11 protein-coding genes, 2 tRNA genes and 3 rRNA genes are annotated in these 16,833 nt (G+C 55.7%); 11 read left to right on the top strand and 5 right to left on the bottom strand.

Annotated features, from left to right (window positions below):
- The first annotated feature begins 4 nt into the window (after positions 1 to 4).
- From JFU37_RS18600 to JFU37_RS18585, 4 genes are all read left to right on the top strand, one after another.
- On the top strand, positions 5 to 418 hold the full coding sequence (locus tag JFU37_RS18600) for a cupin domain-containing protein (RefSeq protein ID WP_201117189.1): 414 nt from the start codon (positions 5 to 7) through the stop codon (positions 416 to 418).
- A 432-nt stretch (positions 419 to 850) separates the two neighbouring features.
- Positions 851 to 1,999, top strand: a complete 1,149-nt coding sequence (gene yiaY, locus JFU37_RS18595) for an L-threonine dehydrogenase (RefSeq protein WP_201117187.1) — start codon at positions 851 to 853, stop codon at positions 1,997 to 1,999.
- Positions 2,000 to 2,377: 378 nt separating this feature from the next.
- Positions 2,378 to 3,250: a DNA/RNA non-specific endonuclease gene (locus JFU37_RS18590; RefSeq protein ID WP_201117185.1), complete on the top strand. Its 873-nt coding sequence runs from the start codon at positions 2,378 to 2,380 to the stop codon at positions 3,248 to 3,250.
- Between the two features lie 236 nt (positions 3,251 to 3,486).
- Positions 3,487 to 4,419: a LysR family transcriptional regulator gene (locus JFU37_RS18585; RefSeq protein ID WP_201117183.1), complete on the top strand. Its 933-nt coding sequence runs from the start codon at positions 3,487 to 3,489 to the stop codon at positions 4,417 to 4,419.
- Here JFU37_RS18585 and JFU37_RS18580 read toward each other — a convergent pair.
- The 5 genes from JFU37_RS18580 to JFU37_RS18560 form a co-directional block, all read right to left on the bottom strand.
- Entirely contained in the window at positions 4,377 to 4,748 is a 372-nt protein-coding gene (locus tag JFU37_RS18580; RefSeq protein ID WP_201117181.1) for a DUF485 domain-containing protein, read from the bottom strand. The two genes, JFU37_RS18585 and JFU37_RS18580, sit on opposite strands and share 43 nt — an antisense overlap.
- 27 nt (positions 4,749 to 4,775) lie before the next feature.
- A complete protein-coding gene (locus JFU37_RS18575) occupies positions 4,776 to 6,431 on the bottom strand; it encodes a sodium:solute symporter family transporter (protein WP_201117179.1) in 1,656 nt (551 codons plus the stop codon).
- Between the two features lie 56 nt (positions 6,432 to 6,487).
- Positions 6,488 to 7,645 carry a M20 aminoacylase family protein gene (locus tag JFU37_RS18570; RefSeq protein WP_201117177.1) on the bottom strand — a complete coding sequence of 386 codons (1,158 nt, stop codon included), beginning with the start codon at positions 7,643 to 7,645 and terminating at the stop codon, positions 6,488 to 6,490.
- Positions 7,646 to 7,803: 158 nt separating this feature from the next.
- A complete protein-coding gene (locus JFU37_RS18565) occupies positions 7,804 to 8,238 on the bottom strand; it encodes an MAPEG family protein (protein WP_201117174.1) in 435 nt (144 codons plus the stop codon).
- A gap of 77 nt (positions 8,239 to 8,315) precedes the next feature.
- A complete protein-coding gene (locus tag JFU37_RS18560; protein ID WP_201117172.1) occupies positions 8,316 to 9,269 on the bottom strand; it encodes a diiron oxygenase in 954 nt (317 codons plus the stop codon).
- A gap of 196 nt (positions 9,270 to 9,465) precedes the next feature.
- Here JFU37_RS18560 and JFU37_RS18555 point away from each other — a divergent pair, with 196 nt between their 5' ends.
- The 7 genes from JFU37_RS18555 (at position 9,466) to rrf (ending at position 16,782) form a co-directional block, all read left to right on the top strand.
- On the top strand, positions 9,466 to 10,422 hold the full coding sequence (locus JFU37_RS18555) for an AraC family transcriptional regulator (protein WP_201117170.1): 957 nt from the start codon (positions 9,466 to 9,468) through the stop codon (positions 10,420 to 10,422).
- A gap of 142 nt (positions 10,423 to 10,564) precedes the next feature.
- A complete protein-coding gene (locus JFU37_RS18550; RefSeq protein ID WP_201117169.1) occupies positions 10,565 to 10,897 on the top strand; it encodes a hypothetical protein in 333 nt (110 codons plus the stop codon).
- A 677-nt stretch (positions 10,898 to 11,574) separates the two neighbouring features.
- Positions 11,575 to 13,113, top strand: a 16S ribosomal RNA gene (locus tag JFU37_RS18545).
- Positions 13,114 to 13,195: 82 nt separating this feature from the next.
- Positions 13,196 to 13,272, top strand: a tRNA-Ile gene (locus JFU37_RS18540).
- A 30-nt stretch (positions 13,273 to 13,302) separates the two neighbouring features.
- Positions 13,303 to 13,378, top strand: a tRNA-Ala gene (locus JFU37_RS18535).
- Between the two features lie 235 nt (positions 13,379 to 13,613).
- Positions 13,614 to 16,505 (top strand): 23S ribosomal RNA (locus tag JFU37_RS18530).
- 161 nt (positions 16,506 to 16,666) lie between these two features.
- Positions 16,667 to 16,782: ribosomal RNA gene (gene rrf / locus JFU37_RS18525) — 5S ribosomal RNA — on the top strand.
- The 16S, 23S and 5S rRNA genes sit together here with 2 tRNA genes alongside, the layout of an rRNA operon.
- Positions 16,783 to 16,833 lie beyond the last annotated feature (51 nt).

Genomic DNA, 16,833 nt, shown 5'->3' with positions numbered 1-16,833 from the left:
TGCCATGGTTACCCGATTTCTCTTGGCCGCTGCTTTCGCAGCACTGTCGATCAGCGCAGCGTCGGCCGCTGAGCCGCCCGCCGGCAAGGTGACAGTCGTGTTTGACCGTCCCATTCCCAACATCCCTGGCAAGAGCATGAAGGGTGTGGTCGTCGAGTATGGGCCGGGCGCCGCGTCGCCGTCCCACACCCATCCGAAAACGGCCTTCATCTATGCAACGGTCCTGGAGGGCGCGTTTCGCATCAAAGTCAAAGGCCAGCCGGAAAAGATCTACCACGCCGGCGAAAACTTTGTAGAGGAGCCGGGTTCCGTGCACGAAGTCAGCGCCAACGCCAGCGACACCGAACCTGCACGCCTGTTGGCCGTGTTCGTCCTCGACACCGACGAAAAGACGCTCGTCACACCTATTAAAAAGTGAGCCGATCAACGCGCTCATAAATGCTGCTCAGTGATTTCAAATTGCACTGGGCACTTGGGGGGAATAATCATTGAATAGGTTTTTTTAAGGCCGCTGCGCGCCCCGACGGGAGCAAGCTCCCTCGCCACAGGTCTCGCGCCGGCCTTGTCGGGGCGCATTACCTCCCAGTACTAAAGGAGGTGCCAATGAAAGCTAAAGGACCATTCCAGTCTGGCGTCATAGGTTTAGGCTAAATCCCATGATCAAAAGATACCGGCTGCGATGGCCCATCAATCTCTGCATCTTAAAACACTGTTCGCCTGAACACTTGATGCAGCACACCTCCACCGCTGAACTTCGTCAATGATGACTATCCGACGAGCCTCACAGCCTGCGATATGAATAGAAAACCTCACCCGATTACCGGGTTTCCAGAATAAAAGAGGATTTATCATGAGCAGCACCTTCTTCATTCCATCCGTGAACATGATGGGCATTGGCAGTCTCGACGAAGCGATGCTCGCAATCCGCAAATATGGCTTCCGTAAAGCCTTGATCGTCACTGATGCAGGCCTGGCCAAAGCCGGCGTGGCCGCCAAGGTTGCCAGCCTTCTGGCCCAGCAGGACATCAACTCGACCCTGTTTGATGGCGCCAAACCGAATCCGACGGTCAGCAATGTCGAGAAAGGCCTCGAGCTGCTTGGTCGCAGCGACTGTGATTTCATTATTTCCCTGGGCGGTGGTTCACCCCATGACTGCGCCAAGGGCATTGCCCTGTGCGCCGCCAACGGCGGGCACATCAGTGATTACGAAGGCGTGGATCAATCCGCCAAGCCGCAGATGCCGTTGATCGCGATCAATACCACCGCCGGCACGGCGAGTGAAATGACCCGTTTCTGCATCATTACCGACGAAGTCCGGCACGTGAAAATGGCCATCGTCGACCGTAACGTCACCCCACTGTTGTCGGTCAACGATCCTTCGCTGATGGCAGGCATGCCCAAAGGCCTGACGGCCGCCACCGGTATGGACGCGCTGACCCACGCTATCGAAGCCTACGTGTCGACTGCGGCAACGCCGATCACCGATGCCTGTGCACTCAAGGCCGTGGAATTGATCTCGGCCAACCTGCGCACTGCCGTTGCCCAGGGTGACGACATGACCGCCCGGGAAAATATGGCCTACGCGCAATTTCTTGCCGGCATGGCCTTCAACAATGCTTCGCTGGGCTATGTCCACGCCATGGCGCACCAACTGGGCGGGTACTACGACCTGCCCCACGGCGTCTGTAATGCGATCCTGCTGCCCCATGTCGCCAGCTTCAACGCCAGCGTATGCCCGGCCCGGTTTAAAGACATCGCCAACGCAATGGGTGTCGACACCCAGCATCTGGATGAGGAAAAAGGCGCCGCCGCGGCCATCACCGCCATCCGTAAACTGTCTTCGGATGTCGGTATTCCGAGCGGCCTCGCCGAACTGGGCGCCAAGGCCGACGATATCCCGATCCTGGCAACCAATGCCATGAAGGATGCCTGCGGCTTTACCAATCCGCGTCCTGCCAATCAGGACGAGATCGAGCAGATTTTCCATACGGCGATGTAACCGATATGAAGTGACGCCAGCCAGATCAAAAGCCCCGCCTTCGGTTGAAGTGCGGGGCTTTTTTTTGGTTCTTCACGGGTTACTCGACTTTGAACCCCGGCATGCCCTGAGGAGCTCGCCATTCCTTTCGCTTCTTCGACGCGAATGGGCGGGTAGAATGCGAACGCTGCTCAGCACTAATGTGATTTGTGGTGGTCAATAAATCCCGCACGACCGACAGCGGTCGTACTGCTCGGAGCCGACCGGATTCCATCGGTATTTTGTTCAAGGACAGTGAACGCATGCTCACCGCAACATAATCAGCAACCGCCTCCACTTGGCCCCATGAATCGGGGCTCGCCGTACCTTATCCCTCAATCCCATTCGAAGAACTAAAGCATGTACCTACGCAAAATTGCAGTTGGGCTGTCGGCCCTTGTTTTGCTCTCAACCGGGGCAGAAGCCCGCAGCCTGCTGGATCTCCTCAAGCCGCCTACCCAGCATCAGGAGCAAGTGTCCCGCTCGGGCTCGATCAGCCAGAACGCGGCGCTGGACCTCTATTCAAACAAACAGAAACAGGCATCATTCGACGGCTGTGCAGATCTGTTCCCGGCAGCCAAACCGATCAACATGGCCACTGTGCCTGCAACCATGAACCCCTTGGCCCTGTGTTCCGACAACTTCGCGGTGCTGTACTCGCAAACCAGCAAGACACCGCTGGTGGTGGTAGAGCGTCTGAATGCAGCCCAGCTTCAGGATGCAAAAGGGGAGGAGCGCACCAACCAGTTCTATCCGGACCCACGCATCCCCAAGGGTGGGCGGGCAGAGTTGAGCGACTACCGTAGCCAGCATCCGGCCGTGGACCGTGGTCATCAATCCCCGGCAGCCGATGCACCGAGCCCCAATGCAATGGCCCAATCCTTTGCGCTGTCGAACATGGTGCCGCAAGACCCCACCAACAACCGGAAGATCTGGAGCAAGGTCGAGTCTGATGTCAGGAAGTTTGCCAAACGAGCCGATGGCAATGTTTTTGTCTTTACCGGCCCGCTCTTTGACTCAGGCCACACCACTATTGGCGACAACAAGGTCTGGGTGCCGACGCGCCTGTTCAAGCTGGTTTACGACGCATCGTCCAAACGGGCCTGGGCTTACGTATTACCCAACGCAGAAACCCGTATTGAGAAACCGATGGACTACGACGCTTTCGTGAAAACTACGGGGCTCAAGTTGCTGGGCAATCTACCGGTCACAGGTTCCGTGGGTCGCACTTGATGGCTGCCACTTAATGGACTGCACCCCAAAGGTTGGAGGCAACCGATGGGGTGAGTCATTGATGGAAAAATATCAACGGTTCAAAAGTTCCTGCCTCGCCACAACCAGGGCGACCTGTCGATGGCGCGCCTCCCCATCCTGGCCTCGCCCTGCTCAGATCGATATGGACGCGGGTGGGCTTTTGTAGGATCGTCCTTGGCAATGTTTCGTAAATCCGACCGCCAAGAAAGAGAAAAATGGATACCAGGAAACTACGTCACGTTCTGGGGCTGGTAGAGCACCTGACATTCACTCGAGCCAGTATCGAGGTCAACCTGAGTCAGCCGGCCCTGTCTCGGAGCATTCAGTCGATCGAAGCCGAACTTGGGGTTCGGTTGTTTGATCGTGGGCCAACCGGCGTTGAGCTGACACCCTACGGCGAGGTGTTTACTGAGCGGGCGCGCAAGGTGCTGGCCGAACTCAATGAACTGCGCCGGGACATCGAGTTGGTGCGGCGTGGCGAGTATGGCGAGATTGCCCTGGGTTTCGGGCCGACGGCGGCCGCGTTGCTCAAGACGCCACTGCTGGAACATTTTGCCGTGAATGCACCGCAGGTGCGGCTGACCGTTAAGGGCGGTACTTATGAAGAGTTGTTGAGGTTGCTGCTGGAGGAGAAGATCGACATCTTTTTCGGCGATGTGGCGCTGCTGTCCTATCGTCAGGATTTGCAGGTCGATACGCTGCCCTGTTGGCGCAGCGGTTTCTTTTGTGCCGCCAGTCATCCGCTGGCGCAAAGAAGCCAGGTCTCTGCGACCGAGTTGTTGGATTACCCCTTGGGCTGCATCAAGTTGTCGGACTGGGCCATGACTGACCTGGAGGCGTATTTCCAGGGCTCAATCGAGTCTGCCATTCATTTTCAGACCGATGTACTGGCAGACCTGGAGGTTTTGGCCCTGGCCGGGAACACGGTGGTCTTTGGCAGCCGTCCGGCCTTTTGGCAGGCGCTGGGCAGCGGTCGGTTGCTGGAAATCCCCTTGAGTCCGCCGCTGCAACGAAGCGCGCGTTTCGGCTCGGTCAGTCTTGCGGGACGCACTTTGGCCCCCTCGGTGAAGGGGGCCAAGACGTTGGCCCATCAGATATTCGCACGTTACGCCGAACTGCTGGCCGTGGCGCCCGCAGTTGACGGTTGATCAACCTGGGCCCGAGTGCCGTCAGCGTCGGTCGCCTGCTGCATCTCACGCAACAGCGGATCGATGTGGTGGTTGGCGTACCAGGTGTAGAAACCGGTAACGGCGACACAGAACCAGTACAGGCCAATCCCCATTACGATGCCGGTGGTCATTCGCGACTCTGTCGACAGCGGCAGGGTCAGCCAATGAGGGTCAAATGCCACCAACAGGATAAAGCCGAAGTAGGCGCTCAGTGTCAACAGGGTCAGACCCAGGCTTAACCGGAGTCGGACCTTTTTCAGGTTGGCCAGAGGCGCGTCGCTGTCTGGGGCAATGGGCAGGGCTGGCATGGTAGAGACCTCGTTTGCAGTTGGGGGTTAGTGAGCCACGGCATTGCTGGCGTTAATACCGGTCAGCGAGCGGTAGTGCTGGGCATCGAACCTGGCGCGTTCGGCTTGGGCCGATGGGCTGCGGTCGGTGACCGAGGCGACCCACGCGGCGAAAAAGGCCAGGCTCATGGAGAACAGCGCCGGGTTGGAATAGGGGAAGATCGCCGTATCGTGACCCAGTACCCCGACCCAGATTGTCGGCCCCAGTATCAACAGGCCCACTGAGGTGACGAGCCCGCACAGGCAGGCGGCGACCACTCCGCGGGTGGTCAGGCCGCGCCAGAAGATGGACAGGATCAGCATCGGAAAGTTGGTACTCGCGGCAATCGCAAACACCAGGCCGGCGAGGAAGCTGATGTTCAGGTTCTGCACCAGTTGCGAGAGCAACAGGGCGACGAAGATCAGGATGATGCTGGCACTGCGGAAAATTTTCAGCTCCCGTTTGGGATCGTTTTTTTGCAGGTTGAACAGGTGGGTGTAGATATCGTGGCTGACCGCCGAAGCACCGGAGATGGTCAGGCCGGCGACGACCGCGAGGATGGTGGCGAAGGCCACGGCGGACATCACCCCCAGGAACAGCTCGCCGCCGAAGAACGTGCCCAGGTGCATGGCCGCCATATTGTTACCACCGATCAGGACCTGGCTGCCGGCGTCGAGAAACGCAGGGTTGCCTATGACGAAGATCGCCGCCCCCGCACCGATCACCACCAGCAAGGTGTAGAAGTAGGCAATGATGCAAGTGGCGTAGAAGGCCGACTGGCGGGCGGCGGCGCCATTCTTGACGGTGAAGAATCGGATCAGGATGTGGGGCAGGCCGACCATGCCGAAGATCAGTGAGACGCCCAGGGAAATGGCATCTATCGGGTCGGCGATCAACTTGCTGGGGGCCAGCACGGCCAAGCCCTGGGGATAGGCATGGACCACTCTGTCGAGTAACTGGTTGCCACTGAAGCCCACACTTTTCAGCACCATGAAACACAGGAAGCTGCCGATCGCCAGAATCAACAGGGCCTTGATGATTTGCACCCAGGTGGTGGCCAGCATGCCCCCGACAAGCACATAAAACAGCACCAGAAGGCCGACCATGCCCACCGAGAACAGGTAGGGGGTGCCGAACAGCAGTTGGATCAGTTTGCCGGCACCGACCATCTGCACCACCAGGTAGAACAGTACGATGACCAGGGAATTGGCGGCGGTCAGCAGGTGCACCGGGCGCTTTTGCAGGCGGAACGAGACCACGTCCGACAGGGTGTAATGACCAAGATTGCGCAAGGGTTCGGCCACCAAAAACAGCAGGATCGGCCAGCCGACCAGGGTGCCGACCCCATAGATCAGGCTGTCATAGCCGTACAGGGCCTGCATGGCCACAGCGCCGAGGAAGGTCGAGGCCGACATATAGTCGCCAGCCAAGGCGAAGCCGTTTTGCAAGGGGGTGATGCCGCCGCCAGCGTTGTAGTAGTCAGCGGCGCTGCCGTTACGACGGCTGGCCCAGCGGGTGATGCCAAGGGTCAGCGTAATCAGCAGGAAAAAGGGCACCAGCGTATGCCAGTTGGCGGTGTAACTACTGCCAGTAGCCGCACTGGCGGGGTTCGAAAGCAGCAAGAGCAGTAGTGAAAGACAAGCAGGCAACGTTCTGGGTGTCATGCCGGGCTCCAGGCTAGTGTGTTGTTGTTGTTGTTGTTGTTGTTGTTGTTGTCGCGTCAGGCGCCGAGTCGCAAGCGCACCAATTGCTCGAACATGGCGACGCCGATGCTCGCCACCTCATCATTGAAGTCATAGTGGGGGTGGTGACACATATGGCCGTCCTGCCCTAACAGGAAGTGACAGCCGGGACGCTCCTGGAGAAACACCGCGACATCATCGCCCGCCATGATCGGGGCAACGTTGTCGACCAGGTTGTCGGCTCCAACCACACTGTGCGCGGCGCTAATCACGTACTGGGTATGTTCTGCACTGTTGACCACTGGCGGCGTGTTGTTGGACAGCGTCATATCAATTTTGCACTTGTAACTCAGTGCCAGTCCCTGGCAGACCTCGCGCATGCGCTCAATGACCTGCTGACGAACGCGGGTGGACAGGGTGCGAACGGTGCCATCGAGCTGGGCGAACTCCGGGATGACGTTGTTGGTCTCTCCCGCCTGGAAGCGGCAGACACTGATGACTGAGCTTTCCACTGGATCGACGTTACGACTGACGATGCTTTGCAGGGCTCCGACCAGGCTTGAGCCGATGACGATCGGGTCAACGCTCAGGTGCGGCATACCGCCGTGGCTGCCCACGCCCGTGATGCGGATCGAGAAAAAGTCCACCGAGGCCATCAGGCCTCCGGTGCGCACGCCGATGGTGCCCGCAGCCAGCGCAGGGTGGTTGTGCAGGGAATAGACTTCGTCGAAGGGAAAACGTTGCAGCAAACCATCCTCAAGCATCGCCAGACTGCCTTGGATAATCTCCTCGGCGGGTTGGAAAATCAGCACCACCTTGCCGCGAAAATTCCGCTTCTGAGCCAGGAACCGGGCCGTGCCCAGCAGGATGGCGGTATGGCCATCGTGACCGCAGCCATGGAATATTCCCTGATGCTGGGAGCGGTAGGAGGGCTGACCTTCCTCGACGATGGGCAACGCATCCATGTCGGCGCGAAAGGCGATACTCGGCCCAGGGCCAAGGCTGCCGTGGATCACCCCAACGACGCCTGTCTGGCCGATACCGGTATGGGTTTCGATATCCCATGAGCGCAGATGCGTGGCGACGAAGTTAGCGGTCCTGTGTTCCTTGAAGGCGATTTCCGGCTGGCTGTGAAGCTGTTGGCGCCAGACGCGCATATCGGTGGCCAGGGCTTGGATTTCAGGGCAAATAGACATATGAATGGAACCTGGATTTGGAGGCTGAGAGGAGAGCTGGCCAACTGTTGCCCGCATCATGCCGCACCGTAAATGCCTTGGACCAATGCAAACTTCAGGCGTCGCTATGCGTACATTGCATAGCCGATGCATCCTGTAGTCATCGGCGGTTCATCCCTCTATTTGACTATTCCTAAGCCGTAACAAGCGGCTATAACGATGAGCGCGAAAAAACAGACCAACTGAACGCAAAAGAAGGTAAACCGAACCGCCACGAACGTATTGGTTTGCACATGGGATACGTGAACCAGAGACTGGCACACGCGAGCGATCAGGACGATTATGGACAAGTAGCTCACTGCCGGGTCGTCGACACCCAGAGTTGAAATCACCCACACGATGGCGGCAAAGACCGGCAGATTTTCCACGCAGTTCGCGTGTGCTCTTGTTCCGCGCCGATACCAATCTTCGCCTTCGAGCCGATCGCTTCGGAACGAGGCAATCGGAACATTCGAGAACAGGATTCCGAACCAGCGATACACCCCGACGGTGGCCATCAACAGCAGCAAAGTCCAGGTCGCGAATCCGAGCAACATCCACATCGGTGTCGTCATGGCTGCCATCCTCAATCATTCTCAGCCCGTCATTCCACAACCGCGCGGCCGACGCGTGGTCGGTCGCGCCCTGTCGATCAATTGCTCAAGATGGGTGCCAGTGCGGTCTGAATCCTGGACATCTGTGCGGGTGTTGTCATGCGCGCAAGCAGCCGGCCAAAGTGTGGATGCTGCACACCCGAAATAATGTATTGCCAGCGGTAGGCGCTCAGCACGGAGGCTTTGATGTGCGCTGTCTCATCGACACTGAACGATCGTGAAACATTCCGAATAAAGTAGTCGGCATCGGAGGCCGATTGTGCCTGCAGGATTGCGTCGACGGCCGCCACCAGCGTAATCAGATCGTTCACTGCCTGGTCGCGCTCGGCTGGCGAGAGTTTCGCGTGCTCCGCCTTCCACTCCAGTTCATCGAGTACGACGTGCCGGCTTTCATCCTTCCAGTGAAATTTGAAGACATCCTTGAAGAGTGGGCACAACTCCTCGTGCGGGGCGATGCTTTGCGCGTAGTGCGTTTGAACAAACAGCTCGATATGACAGGTCAGTGCCAGCACCGACCAGGTGCTGGCCGCGAGTACCGCGCGCGCCACATCGTTTGGATCGGCAACTTGGCGATATCCCGCGGGCAATTGCAAGCCCATCATCGTCTCTATGCGCCGGAACAGTTCCTGGTGCTTGATCTCGTCGTTAGAAAAGCGCACCAGCGCTTCGAGTGCGAGCTGATCGTCAAATACATGGGCACGACCTTGATCGAGCATTTTGGCACTGATAAAACGCTCGACCAAGCCAAAGAGATACGCATAGGTTCGGCCCTGAATCTGACTGAGCAGGCGCGCCTCGTCCGCGGCGAGAAAGGTCAGGCGGTCGATTCGCGATAGTCCGTCGGGCAAGAATTTTCGCGAGAAATCGAAATTCCGGTCCTGTAGCAAATCGCGATCGATCTGCCATTCAGCTTTCTTCGATGATCTGACAATTTGAGCATAACGGGCGGCGTTGTCCGAATCTGAACTGGGTAGGGTAGCGACGGTGTTCATATTGGTTTCCTGCTTCCGTGGTCGAGTTGGACGGGGCAATTACGGTTAACGTCGACGCCAATGACCATCGGTGAAGCCTCTGGGGAAGTCTCGATCACTGAGTCCGCGTTGGTGCTAATCTAGGCCTCGCAGTTCAGGCGATGAATGACCAGTCCGCCTGATTACATGCTCCGGACTCCGGAAGAGGGGCTGGCAATTGTTGGATGCGCTTTCTGATGTCCTGCGTGTGATTCGGTTGTCTGGAGGGGTCTTCCTCGAGGCGGAATTCACTGCGCCCTGGTGCATCAACGGAAGAATCTCTGCGGACGATTGCAAACCGTTCCTGGCGGCACCGCGACATATCATCGCGTCGCATTTTGTCGCCGCGGGGCACATGCAATTACGAATCGACGGTGGTGCCATCATTGACGTGCGGGCAGGCGAACTCATTCTGCTTCCGCGCAATGACGCTCATTCTTTTGGCAGCGACCTAAGCATTGCGCCCATGCCGGCGAGCGACGTTGTTCAACCGCCAGAAGTCGGCGGCATTGCACGAATCAAGTACGGCGGGGGAGGCGAGGCCACGCAGCTGTTGTGCGGATTCCTCGGCTCTGACACCCCATTCAGTCCGTTACTTTCGTCGCTGCCCTCCTTATTGAAATTAGACGTACGCGCGACGGCGTCGGGAGCCTGGATTGAAAGCTCATTCCGGTTCGCTGTCAGTGAGATTGCGGCGGGGCGCGTCGGCTCGACAACGGTCATCGCCAAGCTATCCGAATTGCTATTCGTCGAAGCCGTCAGCCAGTATGTCGCCAGCCTCCCGGCTGAGCGTCGCGGGTGGCTGGCGGGTTTGCGAGATCCGCATGTTGGCCGCGCACTGGCGCTGCTGCATGCTCGTCCCACCGAGGCCTGGACTGCAGAAGCCCTGGCTCTAGAAGTGGGCATGTCGCGCTCGGTATTCGCGGAGCGATTCACGACCTTGGTCGGACAGCCACCGATGCAATACCTGACACTCTGGCGTATGCACGTGGCGGCTCAACACCTGCGCGAAGGCCGCGGCAATGTGGCGCAAATCGGCTTTGCAGTTGGCTACGAATCCGAAGCAGCGTTCAGTCGCGCATTCAAACGCCAGTTCGGCACATCACCCGGCACTTGGCGCAGACAATCAGCATGAGAAGGGGCCCTCAAGCTCGAGGCCCAACTCGATAAAGAACGCCTTCACCGCTTCAGGTCTGACCCGGCGACGCTTTACTACAGAATCCGGCCATGCTGATAGAATCGGTCAGGTTATACATAACGCCCTTCTGAGAAATGGTATGAATACAGAATTGACGGAAGAAGAGATGCGCCGGGCGCTATTCGGTGATTCTGAGCCCCCTGCGCCAGCAATCAACTCACACGTACAAGAATCCGTCCCGGATGTCGTGATCGTGCAACCGGTAAAAGCAGCGAAGAAAAAGAAAGTCTCAAAAGGCTTCACGCCCAGGCTGAGAGTCACGCTGCGGGTGGGAAATGAATTTGAAGGCAAGATGCACGAAATGGTACATGAGGCCGATACACTGAGCTCCCTGGTTGCAGAGCAAGAAGCTACTAAGGCGGCCAGAAAAAAATTCAGGTTTGTGGAAGTGGTGTCGGTCAAGTCGATGTAAATGACGGTGGCGACAGGCAGGCATCGGCAAAAGCGGTTAGTCAGCGTCCACGCAATAAAGGTTGATTCAGTGACGGCGTGGTTTGGGTTCTCTGCTTCCTTGATGCTTTATATGGACCTTGGAAGCTTTCATAGTGGCAACCTGGGTTCTTTGGTATGGAAAAAGAATTTCTAAACGGGGGTTGACCACGTATTTTAATACTGTACTAATTCCAGACGTCTATAATTCGCCCCACTTCCGGCGCAGTCGAAACGGAAAACTCCTTGGTAAACAATGAGTTACGCAGTTTTCGGCAGCAAGTTGCTTCAGGTCATCGAAGCGCGAAAGGAGTTGAAAAAGAGGTGTTGACAGCAGCGAGTAACGCTGTAGAATTCGCCTCCCGCTAACGAGAGATCGAAAGCGCAAGTGGTTGAAGTTACAAAGGAAACTTTGAAAGCTTCGGAAAATAACCGCTTGACAGCAACAGAGGCTGCTGTAGAATGCGCGCCTCGGTCGAGACGAAAGACTCAACCAACCGCTCTTTAACAACTGAATCAAGCAATTCGTGTGGGTGCTTGTGGAGTCAGACTGATAGTCAACAAGATTATCAGCATCACAAGTTACTCCGCGAGAAATCAAAGATGTAACCAACGATTGCTGAGCCAAGTTTAGGGTTTCTTAAAAACCCAAAGATGTTTGAACTGAAGAGTTTGATCATGGCTCAGATTGAACGCTGGCGGCAGGCCTAACACATGCAAGTCGAGCGGCAGCACGGGTACTTGTACCTGGTGGCGAGCGGCGGACGGGTGAGTAATGCCTAGGAATCTGCCTGGTAGTGGGGGATAACGCTCGGAAACGGACGCTAATACCGCATACGTCCTACGGGAGAAAGCAGGGGACCTTCGGGCCTTGCGCTATCAGATGAGCCTAGGTCGGATTAGCTAGTTGGTGAGGTAATGGCTCACCAAGGCGACGATCCGTAACTGGTCTGAGAGGATGATCAGTCACACTGGAACTGAGACACGGTCCAGACTCCTACGGGAGGCAGCAGTGGGGAATATTGGACAATGGGCGAAAGCCTGATCCAGCCATGCCGCGTGTGTGAAGAAGGTCTTCGGATTGTAAAGCACTTTAAGTTGGGAGGAAGGGCAGTTACCTAATACGTAATTGTTTTGACGTTACCGACAGAATAAGCACCGGCTAACTCTGTGCCAGCAGCCGCGGTAATACAGAGGGTGCAAGCGTTAATCGGAATTACTGGGCGTAAAGCGCGCGTAGGTGGTTCGTTAAGTTGGATGTGAAATCCCCGGGCTCAACCTGGGAACTGCATTCAAAACTGTCGAGCTAGAGTATGGTAGAGGGTGGTGGAATTTCCTGTGTAGCGGTGAAATGCGTAGATATAGGAAGGAACACCAGTGGCGAAGGCGACCACCTGGACTGATACTGACACTGAGGTGCGAAAGCGTGGGGAGCAAACAGGATTAGATACCCTGGTAGTCCACGCCGTAAACGATGTCAACTAGCCGTTGGGAGCCTTGAGCTCTTAGTGGCGCAGCTAACGCATTAAGTTGACCGCCTGGGGAGTACGGCCGCAAGGTTAAAACTCAAATGAATTGACGGGGGCCCGCACAAGCGGTGGAGCATGTGGTTTAATTCGAAGCAACGCGAAGAACCTTACCAGGCCTTGACATCCAATGAACTTTCCAGAGATGGATTGGTGCCTTCGGGAACATTGAGACAGGTGCTGCATGGCTGTCGTCAGCTCGTGTCGTGAGATGTTGGGTTAAGTCCCGTAACGAGCGCAACCCTTGTCCTTAGTTACCAGCACGTAATGGTGGGCACTCTAAGGAGACTGCCGGTGACAAACCGGAGGAAGGTGGGGATGACGTCAAGTCATCATGGCCCTTACGGCCTGGGCTACACACGTGCTACAATGGTCGGTACAGAGGGTTGCCAAGCCGCGAGGTGGAGCTAATCCCAGAAAACCGATCGTAGTCCGGATCGCAGTCTGCAACTCGACTGCGTGAAGTCGGAATCGCTAGTAATCGCGAATCAGAATGTCGCGGTGAATACGTTCCCGGGCCTTGTACACACCGCCCGTCACACCATGGGAGTGGGTTGCACCAGAAGTAGCTAGTCTAACCTTCGGGAGGACGGTTACCACGGTGTGATTCATGACTGGGGTGAAGTCGTAACAAGGTAGCCGTAGGGGAACCTGCGGCTGGATCACCTCCTTAATCGACGACATCAGCTGTTCCATAAGTTCCCACACGAATTGCTTGATTCATTGAAGAAGACGATAAGAAGCAGCCCGAAATTGGGTCTGTAGCTCAGTTGGTTAGAGCGCACCCCTGATAAGGGTGAGGTCGGCAGTTCGAATCTGCCCAGACCCACCAATTTTGTGTGGGAAACGCCTGTAGAAATACGGGGCCATAGCTCAGCTGGGAGAGCGCCTGCCTTGCACGCAGGAGGTCAACGGTTCGATCCCGTTTGGCTCCACCACTACTGCTTCTGACTTGTAAAGCTTAGAAATGAGCATTCCATCGTGACGATGGTGAATGTTGATTTCTGATCTTTAAGATTAGATCGTTCTTTAAAAATTTGGGTATGTGATAGAAAGATAGACTGAACGTTACTTTCACTGGTAACGGCTCAGGCTAAGGTAAAATTTGTGAGTAATTGCGAATTTTCGGCGAATGTCGTCTTCACAGTATAACCAGATTGCTTGGGGTTATATGGTCAAGTGAAGAAGCGCATACGGTGGATGCCTTGGCAGTCAGAGGCGATGAAAGACGTGGTAGCCTGCGAAAAGCTTCGGGGAGTCGGCAAACAGACTTTGATCCGGAGATGTCTGAATGGGGGAACCCACCTAACATAAGTTAGGTATCTTAAGCTGAATACATAGGCTTAAGAAGCGAACCAGGGGAACTGAAACATCTAAGTACCCTGAGGAAAAGAAATCAACCGAGATTCCCTTAGTAGTGGCGAGCGAACGGGGACTAGCCCTTAAGTGGCTTTGAGATTAGCGGAACGCTCTGGAAAGTGCGGCCATAGTGGGTGATAGCCCTGTACGCGAAAATCTCTTAGTCATGAAATCGAGTAGGACGGAGCACGAGAAACTTTGTCTGAATATGGGGGGACCATCCTCCAAGGCTAAATACTACTGACTGACCGATAGTGAACTAGTACCGTGAGGGAAAGGCGAAAAGAACCCCGGAGAGGGGAGTGAAATAGATCCTGAAACCGTATGCGTACAAGCAGTGGGAGCCCACTTTGTTGGGTGACTGCGTACCTTTTGTATAATGGGTCAGCGACTTATTTTCAGTGGCGAGCTTAACCGAATAGGGGAGGCGTAGCGAAAGCGAGTCTTAATAGGGCGTCTAGTCGCTGGGAATAGACCCGAAACCGGGCGATCTATCCATGGGCAGGTTGAAGGTTGGGTAACACTAACTGGAGGACCGAACCGACTACCGTTGAAAAGTTAGCGGATGACCTGTGGATCGGAGTGAAAGGCTAATCAAGCTCGGAGATAGCTGGTTCTCCTCGAAAGCTATTTAGGTAGCGCCTCATGTATCACTGTAGGGGGTAGAGCACTGTTTCGGCTAGGGGGTCATCCCGACTTACCAAACCGATGCAAACTCCGAATACCTACAAGTGCCGAGCATGGGAGACACACGGCGGGTGCTAACGTCCGTCGTGAAAAGGGAAACAACCCAGACCGTCAGCTAAGGTCCCAAAGTTATGGTTAAGTGGGAAACGATGTGGGAAGGCTTAGACAGCTAGGAGGTTGGCTTAGAAGCAGCCACCCTTTAAAGAAAGCGTAATAGCTCACTAGTCGAGTCGGCCTGCGCGGAAGATGTAACGGGGCTCAAACCATACACCGAAGCTACGGGTATCACTTAGGTGATGCGGTAGAGGAGCGTTCTGTAAGCCTGTGAAGGTGAGTTGAGAAGCTTGCTGGAGGTATCAGAAGTGCGAATGCTGACATGAGTAACGACAATGGGTGTGAAAAACACCCACGCCGAAAGACCAAGGTTTCCTGCGCAACGTTAATCGACGCAGGGTTAGTCGGTCCCTAAGGCGAGGCTGAAAAGCGTAGTCGATGGAAAACAGGTTAATATTCCTGTACTTCTGGTTATTGCGATGGAGGGACGGAGAAGGCTAGGCCAGCTTGGCGTTGGTTGTCCAAGTTTAAGGTGGTAGGCTGGACTCTTAGGTAAATCCGGGAGTCTAAGGCCGAGAGCTGATGACGAGTTACCCTTTGGGTGACGAAGTGGTTGATGCCATGCTTCCAAGAAAAGCTTCTAAGCTTCAGGTAACCAGGAACCGTACCCCAAACCGACACAGGTGGTTGGGTAGAGAATACCAAGGCGCTTGAGAGAACTCGGGTGAAGGAACTAGGCAAAATGGCACCGTAACTTCGGGAGAAGGTGCGCCGGTGAGGGTGAAGCATTTACTGCGTAAGCCCATGCCGGTCGAAGATACCAGGCCGCTGCGACTGTTTATTAAAAACACAGCACTCTGCAAACACGAAAGTGGACGTATAGGGTGTGACGCCTGCCCGGTGCCGGAAGGTTAATTGATGGGGTTAGCTAACGCGAAGCTCTTGATCGAAGCCCCGGTAAACGGCGGCCGTAACTATAACGGTCCTAAGGTAGCGAAATTCCTTGTCGGGTAAGTTCCGACCTGCACGAATGGCGTAACGATGGCGGCGCTGTCTCCACCCGAGACTCAGTGAAATTGAAATCGCTGTGAAGATGCAGTGTATCCGCGGCTAGACGGAAAGACCCCGTGAACCTTTACTATAGCTTTGCACTGGACTTTGAATTTGCTTGTGTAGGATAGGTGGGAGGCTTTGAAGCGTGGACGCCAGTTCGCGTGGAGCCAACCTTGAAATACCACCCTGGCAACTTTGAGGTTCTAACTCAGGTCCGTTATCCGGATCGAGGACAGTGTATGGTGGGTAGTTTGACTGGGGCGGTCTCCTCCTAAAGAGTAACGGAGGAGTACGAAGGTGCGCTCAGACCGGTCGGAAATCGGTCGTAGAGTATAAAGGCAAAAGCGCGCTTGACTGCGAGACAGACACGTCGAGCAGGTACGAAAGTAGGTCTTAGTGATCCGGTGGTTCTGTATGGAAGGGCCATCGCTCAACGGATAAAAGGTACTCCGGGGATAACAGGCTGATACCGCCCAAGAGTTCATATCGACGGCGGTGTTTGGCACCTCGATGTCGGCTCATCACATCCTGGGGCTGAAGCCGGTCCCAAGGGTATGGCTGTTCGCCATTTAAAGTGGTACGCGAGCTGGGTTTAGAACGTCGTGAGACAGTTCGGTCCCTATCTGCCGTGGACGTTTGAGATTTGAGAGGGGCTGCTCCTAGTACGAGAGGACCGGAGTGGACGAACCTCTGGTGTTCCGGTTGTCACGCCAGTGGCATTGCCGGGTAGCTATGTTCGGAATAGATAACCGCTGAAAGCATCTAAGCGGGAAACTAGCCTCAAGATGAGATCTCACTGGGACCTTGAGTCCCCTGAAGGGCCGTCGAAGACTACGACGTTGATAGGTTGGGTGTGTAAGCGCTGTGAGGCGTTGAGCTAACCAATACTAATTGCCCGTGAGGCTTGACCATATAACACCCAAGCAATTTGTAGGCTCGAGAGAGCACCAGATTGCGGTGTGTGAAGACGAAACGAACCGAAAGTTCGAGCTGTTCACAAACACCGAGATCTATCACATACCCATTCGCTGGAGCGTGATCTCGCAAGAGAAAACGACCTGGCTCCCGAATTTCTTGACGACCATAGAGCATTGGAACCACCTGATCCCATCCCGAACTCAGCAGTGAAACGATGCATCGCCGATGGTAGTGTGGGGTTTCCCCATGTGAGAGTAGGTCATCGTCAAGATTAAATTCCGAAACCCCTATCTGCGTATGCAGGTAGGGGTTTTGTTTTGCC

This window comes from Pseudomonas sp. TH41 (assembly GCF_016650695.1).
Lineage (GTDB): Bacteria > Pseudomonadota > Gammaproteobacteria > Pseudomonadales > Pseudomonadaceae > Aquipseudomonas.
The sequence above is the reverse complement of the archived record's forward strand: the minus strand, read 5'-3'. Positions and strand labels throughout refer to the sequence as shown.